The organism is Ilumatobacter nonamiensis YM16-303, from assembly GCF_000350145.1.
In the GTDB taxonomy this organism is placed as follows: domain Bacteria; phylum Actinomycetota; class Acidimicrobiia; order Acidimicrobiales; family Ilumatobacteraceae; genus Ilumatobacter_A; species Ilumatobacter_A nonamiensis.
Map to the genome: position 1 here is coordinate 16,739 of NZ_BAOL01000130.1, position 18,666 is coordinate 35,404.

Genomic DNA, 18,666 nt, shown 5'->3' on the forward strand with positions numbered 1-18,666 from the left:
GAGGACACCGTTGCCGGCTCGGGCGTCGAGGTTCGCTCGCCGGGTGCGTTCGAAAGTGGCGCGTTCGATGATCGGCGTGCGTCGGCGCTGGACGGTGTTCCGCAACGAACGTTCCGAGCGTGCTGCCCGGGCGCGACGCACACAGCTCACGATCGTTCGTACGCATGTCGCGTGGTATCGAATGCCGTTGAAGTGGGCTTTCGGAACGGCGCGGGGCATGACGCGTCGAAGTCAGAACTTCCTGGTGTGGGTGCATCTGCATGACGCCGCGGGGATCGAGTTCGTCGGTGTCGGTGAGGGCCAACCGCGTGGAGCTCTGACGGGCGACTCGATGGCCGCGTCCTGGGACTTCCTGGGCACAGCCGCCGACTCGTTGGTCGACGTGGTTCTGGACACCGCTGATCCCACTGCGGCGGTCGAATCGGTGCGGGACACGATGAGCATGCTGCGGACGCTGGCCGATGATCACGCCGAGCCCGGCCTGGGCGCTCAGCCCTATCGCGGCACGTTGCTGGGGATCGAAGTCGCCCTTCTCGATGCGGTGTCGCAGGCTCTGGGCCTCGCGCTCCACGAGTTGTTGGGAACTCACCGATCCGAGGTGTTCGTCTCCTCGGACACGTTGAGCACGGTCTCGGGTGCGAACCTCGATGATGAGTTCCGTCGGAAGGTTCGCAACCGTGCGGAGCGTTTCGGTGCGGTGCGCATCAAGGGCTTCGGAGACGTCGAGCGCGATCTTCGTCTGCTACGAGCGGTCGGCGACCAGTTGGGCGAGATGAGTCGCGACAACATTCTGTGGATCGATCAGAACTGTGGTTTGTCCGATGGCGAGGCCGACCACTTCGTCGACGAGGTGGCGAAATCGATGTGCGATGGAGCGTTGCCACGAAAGGTGATCATCGAACAGCCCGTCGGTGCTTCGTCGGATCGATTGCCCGATCTCCAACGACGGGCGGATCGAGCGGTCGCGGAGCACGGTGATCTTCGAATCATGCCCGACGAGAGCATCGCGAGCGCGGCGGACTTCGACCGAGTCGTCGGGGCCGATGGCTGTCGTGCGATCAACATCAAGGCGCCCAAGGCCGGTGGGTTGCTGGCGTCGCTCGAACTCGCGAAGACGGCGGCCGGCAAGAGTGATGTCGAGGTCTACATCGGAGGAATGCTGGGCACGAGCGACATCACGTCGTGGACTCTGGTCCATCTGGGGATGGCACTCGAGCGACTCGACTACCTGAGTGCGGTACTACCGGCACAGGTCGAACGTCGCATCGCATCCCCGCGCGCAGGGTATGAGCCGGGGACGCGACAGCTGCGTTCCCCTCGTGGAACGGGCCTCGGCGCGGTGGTCGATCGTGCGGCGATCCTCCCGTACATCGCACACGAGGTCTGGTCGCCGAGGGGGCCAGCGTTCACGCTCCGTGGCGAGCTTCCGAACGACTACTCCGATGCAGCGGACAAGCTCCGTGGATTCGATCCGATCGCCATGGACAGTCACGTCCTGGAGAGGGAGGCGCTGCTCCGTGGGCTCGGGAGTCGTCGCTACTCGATCAAGGACGTCACGTTCAACGACCCTGCGGACCGGTCCGCTGCCTTCTGCTGGTCGAGGTCTCCGCTGACCTCGCGAGCGGCCGCGGCGATGACGATCGACAAGGAGGCCTCACGGAGGCTCCTGTCGCGCGCCGGCGTTCCCACGCCACGAGGTCGGGTCTTCCCGCTCGGCAGCGCTCCGGAAGCCGCTGAGTACGCAGCGACGATCGGTTTCCCGGTGGTGGTCAAACCGGTGGCCGGAACCGCTGGCATCGGCGTCATGACCGATCTCCGGAACAGGGCCGAAGTCGAAGAAGCGTTCGCGACGATCAGACCCGGCCCAGCCACCGCTCAAGGTCTGATCGTCGAGTCCCATGTCCGCGGAGACTCCTATCGCATCTTCGTTCTCGACGACGAGGTCATCTCCGCGATCCGTTGGCGAGGAGCGGAACTCACCGGTGACGGTCAGCTCACGGTGGGCGAACTCGCAGCGCTCCGGAACGACGTACGACGAACCAATCCGCATCTCCTGAATCGATTGGTCAAGCTCAACCGTGCCGCGCGCCGGGCCCTCGAACGTCAGGGTCTCGACATCGAATCTGTTCCCCGCGCGGGCGAGGTGGTGCAGCTTGCCCCCAACCCTCAGGGCGGCGATACCGAAGAAGTTCTCGATCAGTTGCACCCCTCGATCCACCAGGCCGCAGTTCGCGCAGTCGCCGCGATCCCCGGGCTCGGGTACTCCGGGTTGGACGTGATCCTGGAGGACCCCCGTGTTGCCATCGACGATCAGAGTGCAGCGGTCCTGGAACTCAACGCCTCGCCGGCACTGACATCGGCGGAGTATCCGGTCCACGGCCCTCGTCATCCGACCGTGGGACGGATCGTCGAGGCTGCGATCGCGCATGGTGGGCTCGTTGCCCGACCACGGTCGGAGGACTCGATCACGGCGTCGCTCGAGGTTCACGGCTACCTCAACGGTGATGCCTATGGGCGATGGTTGAGCAGGCGGGCCGACGAGCTCGGCGTCACCGTGAGCCTGGAGGAGTGCAGCGGGCGGCTCGTCCGCTCCAGGATCGCGGGGGCTGCTGTCGACCTTGCCATCGTCGCCTCCGAGGCCATCGTCGGGCCGAATGGTTCGTCGCCGACGCGGGTGTCGACCCAGCCGATCGGGGCCCAGCGATGACCGAGGAACGAACAGTTGCAGACCAAGACGACCGCCTGGCGCTCGCGCTGGCGATGTGGCCGACGGCTCGCCGGCCGAACGGCCGGATCGTCGACTCGGTACTCGTCGCCTCCGCGCTGCTGCGACGCAGCCGATCCTTGATGTGGATGTCCCGTGGCGTCGTCGTCGCCGAGGGTTCCGACGAGACCTCGGTGGCGTTCCAGGGCGCGGTTCCCCATTCGACGTCCTTGTCGGGTTCCCGGGTGGGACGTACGTTGTCGGTGTCGACGGCAACATGGCGCGACCACGGGATCGACACGCCGGCAGGACGGCTGCTTTCGAAGGATTCTCCGCAGATCGCAGGTCGCTTCTTCCGCTCCACCGAGCGCGGTGTCGAACTGGTGGCGGACGAGCTTCCTGAGCTCCGGGAGCGCTCGACTCGCACGGTTCTCGACGAGGCGGAGTTGTCCGCAGAGTTGAGTTCGTTCCCCGTTCGGCCGATCTATGTCCGGGAGTATCTCGACGGGGTGCGGTGTCGTGGTGTCGTCCTGGCCGGTCGCGTCGTCGACTTCGCGGGACCGGAGGACCTGCCGCCGGACGCGCGAGAGGAGGCGTGCGACCTCGCGATCGCGGCGCTCGCGGCGCTTCCCCCGATTCAGATCGCGCGGATCGATCTCGTACAGCGAACAAATGGATCCTGGGCGGTACTCGCAGCCGACCCGCGGCCCGTTCTGTACGGACTCTCGGCCGCACCCCAGATCGTCGATCAGCTCATCGATGGGGAGATCGGCGCTGGATCGTCGGTCTCTGATGAGGGGCCATTCGACATCGAGTTCGCGGGAATGTCAGATCCGGTCGGCCTCGCCAATGCGTTGCAGGAGGGTCACATCGCTCTCGGCGGTGCCGACGTGACCGTTTCCGAGGTCGACTCGATCGATGCGATCGTCCGCCTGAGGACGACGTCGGATGTCGTGTCGGTCGCGACTCTGTCCGCATCGGCGATCGAGGGCGTTCACGGCGACCGGTATCGATGTGCGTCGGTTCGAGCGCGACGTGCCACGGGTCCGCGTCCGATACCGATCACCGACCTCGGGATCGAGCCGGATCGGCAGCCTGAGCGCGGGGCTTCGAGGGGAAGTGAGTCGGTGGGCGACCTGACGGTCGTCGCGTCACACGTCGTCGAATATGCGGTGCCCGGATCCGGGAGCGCGAGCGCGTCGAAACGCGCTCCCGACAGCACGAACGTGATTGTCTGGATCCGACTCCGTGATCGTGAGGGAAGCGAGTTCGTCGGCGTGGGCGAGGGTCATCCGCGCGGCGCATCGACCGGCGACTCCCCCGAGCCGACCTGGAACTATCTGCAAGCGGCGACGAAGGCGCTCGTCGACCGCAGCATCGACGCCTCCGCCGACGATGCCGCGCTCGCTTCTGTGCGCAGCGTGCTCCGGGACCTCGGATCGGTCGCACACACGGACGTATCGCTCGACCTGGGCGCGCAGCCGTTTTGCGGGGCAACGCTCGCGATCGAAGCCGCAGTTCTGGACGCGGTCGCACGAGCTCTGGGCCGCCCGCTGTGTGAACTGTTGGGCAAGCGGCGCGACGGCGTGACTCCTGCGGTCTCGGTCGGCTCGGGCGACATCGATGCGCCACCGGATGAACTCGAGCAACAGATTCGCGGTTTGGCTCCCAGGCTCGACGCGATTCGCGTCGATGCCTCCGGCGACCTCGAGTCGGATCTCGTGCTGATCCGCCGCGTGGGAGAGGAGGTGTGTGCCGCCGGTCGTGACCTCCTCCTCTGGATCGACGAGCACCGTGGACTGTCCAGCGACGATGCGAGGACGTTGATCGATCGGGTGGCCGCCATGATGAGCACCCGCTCGATCCCGAACCGAGCGGTGTTGCAGTTCGGCACGGATCTGAGCGCATCGGCAACGGCGCGCCTGCAACGCCGCGCCGATCGAGCTGTCGGCGCTCACGGGGATCTGCGCGTTGTGGCGCTCGTCGGGCGCGCCGCGGACGTCCATCGGAAGCGAGGCCGACGACGTCGGAGGCATCAGGCGATCAGCATCGCTCCACACATGACCGGGGGGCTGCTCGCGTCGATGGAGCTTGCGGCGTCCGTCGCAGGTCAGTACGGCACCGCGATCAACGTGGTCGGAGCGGTGGGGGCGAGTGACGTTGCCACATCGATGCTGAACCATCTGGGAATGTCGGTCCCGCGCCTCGATCACATGATCATCGGTGCCACCGACGAGGATCGAACGAGCATTGCCGTTCCGCCTCCGAGGTTCGATCCCGACAACCGGACACTCGTGGTTTCGGGTGAGCCGGGGCTGGGGACGGAGGTCGACAGGTGGATCCTGTTCCCGTCCATCCTCCGAGAGGCCCGGTTCCCTCCGGCTCCACCACCCGCGATGGGTGGTCGGATGCCCAACGATTTCTCGGTCGAAGCCGACCTCCTCCGTCGTTTTCCCGCGGACCCACTCGACAGTTACGTTCTGGAGCGCGAGGCACTCGCGAGGGGTCTCGAGACCCGACGCCTCTCACCGACGTTCGTCTCCGTCGTCGACCGGTTCGATCGAGAGGCGAGCTTCCACCTGACGGAGTCGACGCTCATGGCGCGCTCCGCGGCGGCGATCAGTGGTCACAAGGAATCGACCCGGTTCCTCCTCGCCCGAGCCGGCGTGCCGACCCCGGAAGGCAGGACGTTCGACGTCGGCGAGGGGGCGCTCGCTGAATCGTATGCAGCGGCGATCGGCTTTCCTGTCGTCGTCAAGCCGGCGGCGGGTTGGGGCGGAAAGGGCGTGACGACTGATCTTCGTCTTCCGGCCGCTGTGTCCAAGGCGTTCGAAGCAGCGGCGACGAGTCGCGGCAGCGAAGCGGGTCTGATCGTCGAGAAGCATGTGAGCGGCGGCTCATATCGCGTGTTCGTCCTCGGAGACCAGGTCATCTCCGCCATTCACCGACAGGGTTCGGTGCTGTACGGCGACGGTCGGCATGACATCGCTGAGCTTGCTGGAATCAGAAACGCGTTCCGGCGCTCGAATCCATACCTGTTGAATCGACTCATCCGCCTCGACGACGCGGCTGCTGAGGCGCTCGAGACCCAGGGCCTCCGCCGCGACTCGGTCCTCGACGAAGGTCAGCGCGCATGGTTGACGCTTCATCAACAGGATGGCGAGACGGTGGAGGTGCTCGACGAACTCCATCCGACGATTCGCGAGGTCGCGGTGCGCGCTGTGGCAGCAGTCCCGGGGCTCGTGTTCTCCGGGCTGGACATGATCATCGAGGACCATCGCACCGACCTCGAATCGCAGAGCGCGGCGGTCATCGAGGTCAACAGCCGGCCGGCAGTCGCATCGTCCGAGTTCCCTGCGTTCGGCCCGGTCCGCCCGATCGCCGGCGACTACCTCGATCGTTGCCTCGCCGATCGTCAAGTTGTCGCGCGGGAGCGGAGTGACGCGGTGATGACGTACATGTTGACGGTTCGCGGAGACTTTCAGGCTGAGCGCTACGAGCAGTGGCTCGCCAATCGCTGTCGCGAGCTCGAGGTCGAGCTGACGAGGAACCAATCGCGACCCGGCCACTTCGAAGGCTCGGTACGCGGGCTGCCGTCCCGGGTGGCGGCCATTTCGTCGCTCGCCGTCGTCGGCCCGTCGGGAGCGGCGCCATCGAGAGTTTCGACGCGACCGATCGGGGGCTCGCAATGAGTGTGACGACCGACCCGCTCGTGCAGCACGCGCGTTCCGTGTGGCCGGGCGACCGTGGCCCGTCGGGTCGCACGCTCGACTCGATTCTGGCCCATGGCGACCTGGCCGGGCGTGGCCTCGAGGTGCATCGAATTGCGCGCGACGTCGTTGTCACCACAACGCTGAGCGGCGCGCCCGTCGCCTTTCAGGGGACGGTTCCGCCTGCGGTCTCCCTCGCCGGAAACTCCGTGTCGCGATCACTTGCCTTGACGACGTCGATGTGGCGTGATCGAGGGGTTGCGACGCCACACGGGCGAGCGCTCCAGGCGTCGGCGCTTCCGGTCGCGCTGCGCTTCTTTCGTGCGACCGATCGAGGGGTCGAACTGGTGGACGATCGCCTCGGCTACGGGTCGGGTCGCCGATCGGTCACGGTCCTCGAACAGGATCGCTTGGAAGCGGCGATGACCGAGCGTCCGACTTCGCCGCTGTTCATCCGGGAGCATCTGGACGGGAACCGCTTCGGGTGCGTCGTGCACGGTGATCGCGTCGTGGGCACCACCGGCTCGTCCGCGCTGGTCGATGCGACCGTCGCAACCCTGGCAGCCGAAGCGCTCGCAGCGTTGCCCGCCATGAACCTGGGTCGTATCGAGGTGCTCGTGCGCCCGACCGGCGAGGTCCTGGCCCTCTCGGCCGACCCCGCCCCGGTGGTCAGTCGGCTCGCTGATGCATCCGGCATCGCGCGTCACATCATCGACGAGGTCCTGGGATCCCGAGCTGCGGATCACCTCGTCGATCAGCCATTCGATGCCGAGTTCGTCGGGATGTCCGACGCCGTCGGTTTCGCGGAGTGTCTGGAGACCGCGGCATCCGAATCGTTTGCGGTGGATGTGTCGATCGCGGCGGTCGACCCGGTCCATGGCAGCGTCCGCTTGGCGGCGTCGGCCGAACCCGGACATCTCGCGGTGCTCGCAGCCGCGGCGACGGCCGGAGTCCTCGGTCGCCATCATCGCTGTACCGCCGTGAGTACCAGGCGAGCGACCTGACGCTCGACGATCGATTCGACGCCGCAGCGCAGATTTTGTGAGCACGGTCGCGATCGGTCATTCTGTGACGGTCGCCACGACGAGAAGTCCGTCGGGCCACCCGAGAAGGACGACCATGGGATTTCGATTCACCACGCGACTGCGACGATGGACTGCCGCCGCGATCGCCGTCGCGACGGTCGGTGGCCTCTCGATGTCGTCCGACGTGGCCGCTGCCTCGTGGTCCAACCGCGCCTACGGGTACTCGCTGACGCCTGGAGCCACACCGTCGTTCGTCGCCATCGACGGGTCGACGCGCTCGAACGCACAGAAAATCCGCTACGAAGTGCGCTGGAATGCGCCGAGCGGCCGATCCGCGCCGGTCGCGATCTCGTGGTATCTGACTTGCTGGGACGGTGACTTCACCAATGTCTACGAGGCCAGCAACGAGTGGAACCCGACGATGCGGAGCGGTGGTGTGGCCGGACGGACGTGGAACATGGGACGCGACAACTGCTATATCCAGGTGGTCGCAGAGAAGAGTGACAACACCGTTCCCGGCAACCTGCGGGTGTACGTCAAGGAGTACCGCTGACATCGGCCCCGTCGGTGTTCGCGAGGGCCACGTACCGGTGAAGACACGTCTCTCATTGATCGACGGCGTGCTGGGCATCGGTTCGCGCGACCGCACGGTCCTGACCGTCGTCGCAACGAAGATCGTCTGGTACCAGATGCCGTTCACGAAGGCGTTCGGCACATCTCGAGGCGTTGTTCGTGGGAGTCGGAACTTCCTGGTGTGGGTGCGCGCCTGCGATGGGGACGGGAACGAGTTTGAGGGCATTGGGGAGGGCCAACCCCGTGGAGCTCTGACCGGGGATGCCATGGAGGTTTCGTGGAGGTTCCTCGAGGCTGCCACCGAGCGGTTGGTCGGTACTCGCCTCGATGCGACGAACCCGTCCAGCGCAATCCGGTCGGTGCGGCGGGCCATGGGTGGACTCGAGAGCGTCCGATCAGACCATGCGGTGCCTGATCTGGGACACCGTCCGTTCTGCGGCACGGTGCTCGGCATCGAGGTCGCGTTGCTCGATCTCGTGTCGCGTGCGCAGGGTCGTGCGCTCCACGAAGTACTCGGCACGCAGCGCCCGGTCGTGCCCATCGTGACCCAGACGCTCAGCACGGTCACCGTGCGCCAACTCTCTGATCGTTTCCTTCGACGGGTGCGACGCCACGCCGAGAAATACGGCGCGATTCGGCTCAAGGGTTTCGGCGACGTCGAACGAGATCTGAAACTGCTCGCGGCCGTCGGGCAGGAACTGGAGGACCTCGGCCGCGACACGGTGGTGTGGATCGATCAGAACGGTGGGCTGTCCGACGAACAGGCGGGCGTGTTCATCGACCGTCTTGCTGCACTCATGCGTGACGGTTCACTCCCGCATCGCCTGATCCTGGAACAGCCGGTCAGTTCGAGTTCGTCGATGCTCCCGACCCTGCAGCGGCAGGCCGATGCGGTCGTCGCCGCCCCCGGCGATCTGCGAGTGATGGCGGACGAGAGCCTCTGGGAGGTCGCCGACTACAAGCAGGTCGCAGGTCGGCGCGGGTGTCGGGCGATCAACATCAAGACACCGAAGACCGGCGGACTGCTCGCAGCACTCGACCTCGTGAATCTGGCCGCGAAGTCCGGCGATGTGCAGGTGTACATCGGAGGGATGTTGGGCGCGAGTGACATCACGACCTGGACACACATCCATCTCGCGATGGCGGCTCGGCGAATCGACTACTCCACCGCCGTTCCACCCGTTCAGGTCGAGCAGAGGTTCGTCCGACCGCTCGCCAGGTTCGAAGCGGAGGCCACGAGGTTGTCGGTTCCCGAAGGACATGGGCTGGGCGCCGTTGTCGATGCCGCGCAACTGTTGCCGTACATCGTCCGGCAGGCCATGTCTCCGCCCGCCGAACCCCTGCTGCTGGCCGGACGGACCCCGAACGACTACTCCGACATCGTCGCGGGCGTGCGGAGGTTCGGTCGCTACAGCCTCGACAGCCACGTGCTCGAACGCGAAGCGATCCAACGCGGGCTCGGAACCCACCGGATCTCGCCGATCGAGCTGTCGGTCGACGACGCTGCGGGTCGTTGTGCAGGCTTCAGTTGGTCGAAGTCCGTCCTGACATCGCGTTCTGCTGGAGCGATGACCGTCGACAAGGAATCCACCCGTACGTTGTTGAGCCGTGCCGGAGTACCGACACCCGCAGGGAGGTCGTTCTCGCTCGACGACTCGAGTGGAGCGGAGGAGTATGCGGACTCGATCGGATTCCCGGTCGTCGTGAAGCCGGTTGCCGGTACCGGGGGCCGAGGCGTGTTCACCGAGCTCCGAAGTCGCGAGGATGTGCGCGAAGCTTTCGCCAAGGCGGCCGCGTCGGCCGACGTGCGCCACGGCCTGATCGTCGAGACGCACGTCGCCGGCGACTCGTATCGCGTCTTCGTGATCGGCGATGAGGTCATCTCCGCGATTCGTTGGCACGGGACTGTGCTCGTCGGCGACGGGCGATCGACCGTCGCCGAACTCGCGAGCGCCCGAAATTCCTTTCGCCGAACCAGTCCCTATCTCTCGCACCGGTTGGCGAAGTTCGACGTGGCGGGTCTGGAGGCGCTCGCCCGGCAGGGCATCGGCCCGGACTCGGTTCCCGCACAGGCGCAGCGCGTCGAGTTGACACTCCACCCACAGGGTGGCGAGAACGAGGAAGTCGTCCACGAAATGCATCCGTCGATCAAACGGATCGCGGTCAACGCACTCAGGGCGATCCCGGGACTGGCCTACTCCGGAATCGACATCATCGCGCAGGATCATCGTGAACCCGCGCAATCCCAGAACGTGTCCGTCATCGAACTGAACTCCAGCCCAGCGCTCACCTCCGCGGAATACCCGGCGCTCGGTCCCCGTCACCCGGTGGCAGGTCGCATCATCGAAGAGTGCATCGAGCGCGTCGGGCTCGATGCCACTCCGCTCGACAGCGGATCGATTGAGGTCGTGCTGACCGTCAACGGATTCTTTGTCGGCGGCGAATATCGAGCGTGGGTTGCGGATCGCGCGACCGAGCTCGAGATCGAGGTGTGCGACGTGCGCTCCGCGCACGGATCGTATGCGGCAACGGTCGCCGGTCGTTCGAGCGACCTCGCGATCCTGGCATCTCACGCGATCATCGGCCCGCCCGACGCACGGCCCACGCGAGTGTCGACCGTGCCGGTTCGATGGATGACTGCGAAGGATCAGCAGTGCTGACCGAGCACAACGCGTGCAGGCGTTGAGCGCGATGGCCTTCGGACGACGCAGGAGCAAGGCGGTGGCGCAAGGTGCTTCGATACCGCGATCTGGCTCCGATACGACCACGCGAGTTTCGGCCATCGTGGAGATTCATGTCGTCGAGTACGCAGCGCACGGCGGACCCGCCGCGCGCGGTTCGTCGATCTCATCCAACGTGCTCGTCTGGGTCCGGATCCGAGATGACGCCGGCGCGGAGTACGTCGGCGTCGGTGAAGGTCTGCCGAGTTTGGATCTCCCGGGCACCGGGCCCGGCGCGGCGTGGAGATTTCTGGAGGCTGCAGCCGACGCCCTCCTTGGACGGGTGGTCGATCTGACCGGCCCGACCCTTGCGGTCGAGTCGGTACGCGAGGTACTGGCCGCTCTCGATCTGGTGGCGGCGGCTCATGCACCGGCCGGGGTCGGACCGGGCGCATTCCGGGGTTCCAGACTCGGCGTCGAGGCGGCGCTGCTCGACGTTGCCGCTCGGGGCCTCGATCGTCCGCTGTGCGCCCTGCTCGGCCAGCGGCGTTCCACCGTGACGGTCCCGGCGGTCCGGGTCGACGGAGCGGACCCGTCGAGCGCGTGGGGGGAGCGGATCGAGAATTGCTCGTCCGATACCGGGGTGATCCGCATCGAGGGAGTCGGCGAACCGGAGTCGGACGCGGCGCTCGTTCGGGATGTCGGCGGACGAATACGGTCTGCGGGTCTCGCTCACGCCCTCCATGTCGTCGAAGGCGGTCGCTTGTCCGACGCCGACGCGTGCGTGTTCATCGATCTCATCGCTGCACTGATTCGCGATGGGTCGATTCCGGCCGCCGTCGTGGTCCATGAGCCGGTCGGTGCCGAGTCGACGGTTCTGCCGGATCTCCAGCGTCGGGCTGATCGGGCGCTCGGCGGCCACGGCGACCTGCGGATCGCGACCACCGCGTCGACTCCGCCGGACGCTGGATCGAAGTGGTCCCACCGCCGTCGTCGTGGTTGCCGTGCCATCAGCATCGCGCCCCACCTGGTGGGCGGATACATGGCGGCGCTGAACCTGGCATCGGAGGATGCAGCCGGGAACGACCGTGAGGTCAGTTTGGCGTTCCCGACAGCGGGAGGCGACATCGCGTTCCGGATGCACCTTCACCTCGGTGTGTCGATGCCGCGCCTCGATCTGTTGTCCACGGCGCGCAGTGGAGGTGACGACCAGGGGATCGCGAGGCCTGGTCCCGAGCACCGGGCCGACTCGCAACACCTCGCGCCTCCATCGGGAGTCGGGTTGGGCGCCCACGTCGACTGGGCGACTCTGCTGCCGCGCGTGATTCGTGAGATGCGATTCCCGGCCGCCGAACCGCTGATCGTGAACGGCTTCGCGCCGAACGACTATTCCGCCGAATCCGACGGACTCCGTCGTTTCGGTCGGGACGGTCTCGACAGCCACATTCTCGAACGTGAAGCGCTGGCGCGCGGTCTGCGAACAATACGCCTCTCGCGGATCGCACTGACGATCGACGACGCTTCGGGACGGAGCGTGACCTTTCACCGGGCCGAGTCGACGTCGAGCGCCAAGTCCGCTGCTGCGATCAGCGGGCACAAAGAGAGCACGCGGGTGCTTCTCGAACGAGCCGGTGTTCCGACTCCCGCAGGAAGGACCTTCGGGAGAGACAGCGCCGCCGAAGCCCAGGAGTACGCCGCAGAGATCGGCTTCCCGGTCGTGGTCAAGCCGGTCGCCGGGTGGGGCGGCCGGGGCGTTGCCACCAACCTGCGCGATCGAGCGGCCGTCGCCGAGGCATTCGTGTCTGCCGCCGGTAGTGCGGGGAGCGAGGCAGGACTGATCGTCGAAAAGCACATCGAAGGCGGGTCGTATCGAGTCTTCGTCCTCGGCGGTCGGGTCGTGTCGGCGCTGCGCAGACAGGGCTCGGTCCTGTACGGCGACGGACGACGAACGGTGGCCGAACTCGCCGGGATCCGCAACTCGTTCCGGCGGACGAATCCGTATCTCCTGAATCGCCTCGTCAAGTTCGACGACGCCCTCGCGGATCTCCTTGATCGACAGGGTTTCGATGCCCACTCGATCCCCGATCGAGACGTACCCGTGCACCTCACGCTCCATCAGCAATCCGGTGAAACCGAAGAGATGCTCGAACGATTCCACCCCTCGCTCCGCGAGATTGCGGAGCGAGCAGGTTCGGCAATCCCCGGACTCGAGTTCTCGGGGTTGGACATGATCATCGAGGACCCGTGCGCCGCCATCGAGACACAGAGCGCGGCGATCATCGAGGTGAACAGCCGGCCGACGCTGACGTCTGCCGAGTTCGTTGCCTACGGGCCGCGTCATCCGATCGTGGGCAGGTACCTCGATTGGTGCCTCTCCGGCCGGGGGATCGACCCGGGCGTACCGAGTGATGCGGCCATGACTGCCTCCCTGACGGTCCACGGGTTCTTCAGGGCAGTCGGCTACCGCGACTGGATCACGCACCAGTGCCGTGAACTCGACATCGAACTCACCGTGACGGACTCCGGTCCTGGCTACTTTCGCGCGACGATCGGTGGCCCCGTCGATCAGATTGCGATCATCGCATCCATTGCGATCGTGGGTCCGCCCGGAGCGGTACCCTCGCGTGTTTCCACCGAGCCGATCGGAGGCCGATTCTGAGTTCGCCAGAAGACAACCGGGTGCGACATGTGCCCTCCACCTGGCCATCCGCCGGATCGCCGACCGGACGGGCCGCCGACTCGGTTCTGGTCCATGCCGAGTTGACACGACGTGGCTTCGAGGCATTGCGCCTCTCGAGAGACGTGGTCGTTGCCGGCGCCGCAGACCGTTCGTCCGTCGCATTTCAAGGTGCAGTGCCGCCGACCGTCTCGCTCGCGGGGATGTCGATCGCACAATCGATCACCTTGACATCGTCGATGTGGCGCGATCGCGGAATCGCAACACCGCGTGGCCGCGTCCTGCGGACGTCGGCGGGGCTTGCCGCTCGCCGGTTCTTGGGGTCGACCGATCACGGGGTGGACCTCGTGGACGAGGTGACCACCGGACATCGCCCCCGCGGAGTGACGACGGTCGAGACCGAAACGGCCTTGGCCGATGCGCTCGGGTCATGCTCTGCAGCCCGGGTGTACGTTCGTGAACACCTCGACGGTGCCCTCGCCGCATGTCTCGTGGATCGCGACCGAGTCGTCCACGCGATCGCCATCGACGGCACGGTGACGAGCGTCGGAGCGAAGGGAGCGGCCGTCGCTGTCGCCGCACTCGAGGCGCTCCCCGCGATGGAACTCGGGCAAATCGACCTCCTGATCCTCCCCGACGGCGAGGCGATGGCCCTTGCGGCCGAACCGGCCCCTGTCGTCAGCCGTGGGCCAGGAGGGATCGACCTGGTCGGACGGCTCGTCGATCGCGCGGTCGGCGGCTCGACGTCGGATCGGGTGGCGGAGACTCCGTTCGCGATCGAACTCGCCGGGCTGTCGGATTCTGTCGGCCTGGCGGAGTCGATCGACGAGGATGACGCCGATCGGTTCGGACTCGGAATCTCGGTGACGTCCGTGGACCCCGTTCGTGGCGTCCTGCGAGTGGTGGCGACGGGCAGCTCCGATGGCATCGCCCTCCTCGCGCACGCTGCGACCGCCGGAGCGTTTGGTGACCGGCGGCGATGTTCCTCGGTGAGGACCAGTCCGGTTTCCTGATCGACGGCGGTCTCTCCTACGTCGATCAGGTGCGATGAGCGGATCGCACCTCGAAGCCGCCGATCTCGGAGGATGCCGCGCGCGGCTCGGTCAACTCGACCTGCTGTGGAACGATTCCGGTCGGACCGCCAATGGCCCGGGTGGCGATCGCGCTCACGTCCATGATCGCGCCGGTGAGCTGTCCTTGATAGCCGGGCACATCGGCAGCGTTGCCGATCCAACCCACGACGTTGCGTTCCTCGCAGAACTCTGCCAGCCAGGAGGCGTATCGTTCGTCGGGTTGCACAGCAATGCTCAGGTCGACCGTGATCGAACCGGTCAGCTTCGAGGGAAGCGCCGTCTCGGTCCCGGCAACGGCGTCGATCACGATGTCGGCAATCGAATGGCACGCGTCGTCACCGGCGTACTCGTGCATGGTCAGGCGTGGTGACACGGTGGCTCCGAGCACCGACCATTCCTGGTCGTGGATCGAGAGTCGATGGTCCTCGGCGATGAGGTGCACCTCGGTGATGGGCCACTCGGGCAGCGCCTTGGCAGCGGTATCCATCACAGCGTGGATCGAGGAATGGGTCTCGTCTGTCACATCGACGATGTCGCCGCCGTGTCGTAGGTGTCCATTCGCGCCCAGGTCGACGATCTCCCCCACAGGGACGATGGCGTCTGCTTCGACCGGTGAGCCGTCGCTCACGAGGACCGGGTCCGCATCGAGGCGGACGCGTCTCATCGCCATGAACGGGTGTTCCGCTCGCCGATCGTTCTTGAGTTGGACCAACTCGCCCAGGGTCGACCGGCCGTCACCTCGGACGTGCGCCGGAACGGTCTCGACGACCGATACCACGCGACCGTCCACGACGAGGACTCGATAGTCGCGGCCCTGCACCTGCTGCTCGATCACGGCCTGTGCGCCACCGGAACGGCGCGACACCCGCTGAGCTGCGGACTCGACGTCATCGATCGACCTGAGGTCGATCGAGACACGCCTCCCGCTCGTCGAAACCACAGGCCGGACCACGACAGGTCCAGATCCGCCGGCCAGGAAGTCCTCCGCGACCTGGCCTTCGCGTGTCGAGAAGACGGTTCGCCTCGGCGTCGGGAGACCTGAGCGATCGAGAAGCAGCCTGATGCGCTCCACGAAGTCACTCAAGTGGTCGGCGTAGCTCGAAGTGCCCGGTGCCGTGTTCGCAACGAACGGATACTCCTGCTCTCCCAGCGAGGCGATGAACGTCGTCGGTCCCAATCGCACGACGTTCATTCCCCGAGCGAGTGTCTTCGCTTGAAGCAGAGCGCTCTCCGCCTGTCGCGTGTTCAGCCTGTCGAACGAGACGCCCGGACGGGCGAGGATCGGCGGCGAGGCTTCTCGTGCGAGCAGGCGGATGCTGGTCAGCGGAGTCGCCGGCCTTTCGTCGTCGCCCAAGGGTTTGGTCGGCGCTGTCGCCCAGCGTTGGTGCGGTTGTTGCGCCCATTCGTAGGTTTCGATCACCTCGTCGGTGTCGCCATCCGCTCGGATCACTCCCTTGTCGAGCCAGATCGCCCGATTGCACGAGGCGCTGATCTCGCTGAGGTGGTGACTGACGAGAATCACCGTGCCGGCACTGTCGCGGATGTCGTCGATGCGCTCCTTCGAGCGCTCCCGGAACTCCATGTCTCCCACCGCGAGCGCCTCGTCGACGAGCAGAATGTCGGGTGTTCGCACGGTGGCGATCGAGAACGTCAAGCGCGCCCGCATGCCCGAGGAATACGCCTTCATGGGGAGATCGATGTACTCGCTCAGACCACTGAACTCGATGATCGGCTCGACCTGCTCGAGCGCCTCCGCTTTGGACATGCCAGCGGCGAGACAACCCAGCACGATGTTGCGACGGCCCGACAGACCAAGCCGTAGCGCGGCGCCGACGCTCAGCAGTGTCGGGCGGCTTCGAACGTGGATACCACCGGCACGCAGGGGAAGCAGTCCGGTCAGAGCGGAGAGCAGCGTGCTCTTGCCGGAGCCGTTCGAGCCGATGATTCCGAGCGAGTCGCCCTCGCGGAGTTCGAACGACACACCGCGGACAGCTTCGACCTCCCGGTAGCGACGCCGCAGTTCGCCGGTCTTCACTCGATCGGCGAGTCCGCGCGGACGATCTTCGTACACCCGGTAGGTGACGTGGACGTCCTCGGCCAGCACGGTCGTGCTGGCGGGGGTGCTCGCGTCGATCGAGTCGTTCGCGTCGGTCACCAGATCGGTCACGTCACGCCCCGAACTGGTGTTCCGCGCGACGGAAGTACCACAATCCGACGACCGGTGCGATCAACGCCCAGCACAGGAACGATCCGACGACGAGTGGTTCGAGTGGCTGCGCCATGATCGACCATCGCACGGTGCTGACGAAGCCGTAGAACGGATTGAGCTGGAAGATGGTGAGGATCAGTTGGTTGCTGACGGACCGTTGGAGGCTGAACAGCACGCCCGACGTGTACAGCAGGATCCTGAAGGCGTGTGGGAGTACCTGGCTGAGATCCGTGAGCGAAGCACCGATCCGAGCGCCGAAGAACCCGAGCCCGAGAGCGAATGACGCGCCGGCACCGATCACCGCCGGCAGGAGGAGGATCCGCCAGGTGATCGGGGCCCCGTCCACCGCCGCGACCACGAACACGAGGAGGAGCCCTGGAAGCAGCGCCAGCGTCTGCTCGATGGTGACCGCGCCGGGGACCAGTGCGCGCGGGAACTGAACCGATCGGATCAGCCCGATGTTGGCGGGCACACTGCGTGTGCACTGGATGATGACGGCCTGCACGTAGCGGAACGAGATCACACCGGCGACGAGAAACGCCACGTAGTTGTCGATTCCGTCTCTCGCTCCGAGGAACACTCCGAAGATGAAGTAGTAGACGAGGATCATCAACGCCGGATTGAGCAGATGCCACATCTGGCCCAACACGGAGTTCATGTGTTTGACGCGGAGATCGCCATCGGCGAGCGCGTAGGCGAAGTGGCGACGGGCCCACATCTCGCCGAGGTACGTGTGCAGTGGGGCGACCGTTCCGAGCACGATCAGGTCGTGTTCAGAAGCCACTGCGACCTGCTTCGACATTCCCCCGAGGCTATCCACGGCAGTAGATTCGGGAACGTGCAATCGTCGAACGACCGTCCGTCGGTGCGCGTCCTGGTCGTGACCGTTGCCCATCGGGGCGACGACGCGCGGATCGCGTTTCGACAGATCGGAGCACTCCGCGACGCCGGGATCGACGTGATCTACGCCGCACCCGAACCCGCGCTGGACCATGGTTCGGTCGAACGGCACGTTCTCCCGCGCGCCACCGGGCGCCGGCGGCTCGCGGCTTGGGCTGCAGCCGTTCGCATCGTCCGGCGCCACCGCGGACGTTTCGATCTCGTCCTCGTCCACGATCTCGAACTCGTCCTCCCGATACGCCTGGCGCGACCCGGTGTGCCGATCGTGTGGGACGTCCACGAGGACGTCATCGCCAGTGTCGCCGACCGGGACTGGATTCCGCGCCGCTGCCGACGAGCAGTGCGGACGTTGGTGACCGGACTCGAGTGGCTCGCTCGTCGCGGCATCGACCTGATCCTCGCGGAGTGGTCCTACCGTGACCGCCTGGGGAAGTGGCCGGTGGTGCCGAACTCCACCACGGTGCCCGAGCAGCCCCGGTCCGACCGCGATCCTCGGTCGGTCGTGTACGTCGGTCGGCTGTCACGAGGACGGGGCACCATCGAGATGATCGCCGCGGCACGCGAACTCGGCGATGCGGCTGACGTGGTACTCGTCGGCGCCGCCGACGCCGACGTCGCCGACGAACTGCGACGGGCTCATCGTGACGGCGTGATCGACTGGCGCGGACCGCTCCCGAACCCGGAGGCGCTCGAGTTGGTGCAACGGGCGTCGGTGGGCCTCTGTCTACTCCACCCGCTTCCCAATTACGTCGGCTCGATGCCGACGAAGATCTACGAGTACTTCGCCCACGGAACTCCGGTGGTGGCCACCGCCCTGCCCCGCGCAGCCGAGGCCGTCGATGCTGCCGGAGCCGGTCTGATCGTTCCCTTCCGCGACGCGAGCGCAACCGCCGATGCGGTACGGACCTATCTTCGCGACCCCGAGCTCGCGCGCCGCGACGGTTCCCTCGGCCACCGGTGGGTCTCGGAGAACCACAATTGGGCGGTCGATGGGCGAGTATTCGCTCGACAGATCGAGCGATGGGCGACCGACGTTCCGGGGGCGAGCGGAGCGGACATTGCCCGATCCGACAGCGACCACGACGTCGGCCGTCACGCCTCGTAGTAGAAGAGTTCGTCGGTGCCGTTGCCGTCG

At 66.3% G+C, this 18,666-nt stretch carries 10 protein-coding genes; 8 read left to right on the top strand and 2 right to left on the bottom strand.

The genetic code is table 11. The features are described 5' to 3' along the window. Nucleotides 1-217: 217 nt before the first annotated feature. The 7 genes from ON45_RS22720 to ON45_RS12730 all read left to right on the top strand — a co-directional run bounded on the left by ON45_RS22720 (nucleotide 218) and on the right by ON45_RS12730 (nucleotide 14,362). Nucleotides 218-2,707 carry an enolase C-terminal domain-like protein gene (locus ON45_RS22720; RefSeq protein ID WP_158412384.1) on the top strand — a complete coding sequence of 830 codons (2,490 nt, stop codon included), beginning with the start codon at nucleotides 218-220 and terminating at the stop codon, nucleotides 2,705-2,707. Further along, nucleotides 2,704-6,396, top strand: a complete 3,693-nt coding sequence (locus ON45_RS21510) for an ATP-binding protein (RefSeq protein ID WP_051062996.1) — start codon at nucleotides 2,704-2,706, stop codon at nucleotides 6,394-6,396. Before ON45_RS22720 ends, ON45_RS21510 begins: the two co-directional genes overlap by 4 nt. After that, complete coding sequence (locus ON45_RS12710; protein ID WP_148288665.1) at nucleotides 6,393-7,418, top strand: hypothetical protein; 1,026 nt, start codon at nucleotides 6,393-6,395, stop codon at nucleotides 7,416-7,418. Before ON45_RS21510 ends, ON45_RS12710 begins: the two co-directional genes overlap by 4 nt. Before the next feature lie 115 nt (nucleotides 7,419-7,533). After that, nucleotides 7,534-7,992 carry a hypothetical protein gene (locus ON45_RS23125; RefSeq protein WP_040494359.1) on the top strand — a complete coding sequence of 153 codons (459 nt, stop codon included), beginning with the start codon at nucleotides 7,534-7,536 and terminating at the stop codon, nucleotides 7,990-7,992. A 427-nt stretch (nucleotides 7,993-8,419) separates the two neighbouring features. Beyond that, entirely contained in the window at nucleotides 8,420-10,672 is a 2,253-nt protein-coding gene (locus ON45_RS12720) for an enolase C-terminal domain-like protein (protein WP_158412386.1), read from the top strand. Nucleotides 10,673-10,796: 124 nt separating this feature from the next. Next, entirely contained in the window at nucleotides 10,797-13,331 is a 2,535-nt protein-coding gene (locus tag ON45_RS12725; protein ID WP_040494361.1) for an ATP-binding protein, read from the top strand. A 365-nt stretch (nucleotides 13,332-13,696) separates the two neighbouring features. Continuing rightward, a complete protein-coding gene (locus ON45_RS12730; RefSeq protein ID WP_158412388.1) occupies nucleotides 13,697-14,362 on the top strand; it encodes a hypothetical protein in 666 nt (221 codons plus the stop codon). A gap of 25 nt (nucleotides 14,363-14,387) precedes the next feature. Here ON45_RS12730 and ON45_RS22265 read toward each other — a convergent pair whose 3' ends face one another. Next, nucleotides 14,388-16,589: an ATP-binding cassette domain-containing protein gene (locus ON45_RS22265; RefSeq protein ID WP_083914905.1), complete on the bottom strand. Its 2,202-nt coding sequence runs from the start codon at nucleotides 16,587-16,589 to the stop codon at nucleotides 14,388-14,390. A gap of 1 nt (nucleotide 16,590) precedes the next feature. Continuing rightward, nucleotides 16,591-17,433: an ABC transporter permease gene (locus tag ON45_RS12740; protein ID WP_040494363.1), complete on the bottom strand. Its 843-nt coding sequence runs from the start codon at nucleotides 17,431-17,433 to the stop codon at nucleotides 16,591-16,593. 36 nt (nucleotides 17,434-17,469) lie between these two features. Here ON45_RS12740 and ON45_RS12745 point away from each other — a divergent pair, with 36 nt between their 5' ends. Further along, nucleotides 17,470-18,636: a glycosyltransferase family 4 protein gene (locus tag ON45_RS12745; protein WP_051062997.1), complete on the top strand. Its 1,167-nt coding sequence runs from the start codon at nucleotides 17,470-17,472 to the stop codon at nucleotides 18,634-18,636. Nucleotides 18,637-18,666: the final 30 nt, after the last annotated feature.

What these genes read in the sequence shown, in the direction of transcription:
- ON45_RS22720 (WP_158412384.1), top strand. Translation starts at nt 218, where the DNA reads ATGACGCGTCGAAGTCAGAACTTCCTGGTGTGGGTGCATCTGCATGAC.
- ON45_RS21510 (WP_051062996.1), top strand. Translation starts at nt 2,704, where the DNA reads ATGACCGAGGAACGAACAGTTGCAGACCAAGACGACCGCCTGGCGCTC.
- ON45_RS12710 (WP_148288665.1), top strand. Translation starts at nt 6,393, where the DNA reads ATGAGTGTGACGACCGACCCGCTCGTGCAGCACGCGCGTTCCGTGTGG.
- ON45_RS23125 (WP_040494359.1), top strand. Translation starts at nt 7,534, where the DNA reads ATGGGATTTCGATTCACCACGCGACTGCGACGATGGACTGCCGCCGCG.
- ON45_RS12740 (WP_040494363.1), bottom strand. Translation starts at nt 17,433, where the DNA reads ATGTCGAAGCAGGTCGCAGTGGCTTCTGAACACGACCTGATCGTGCTC.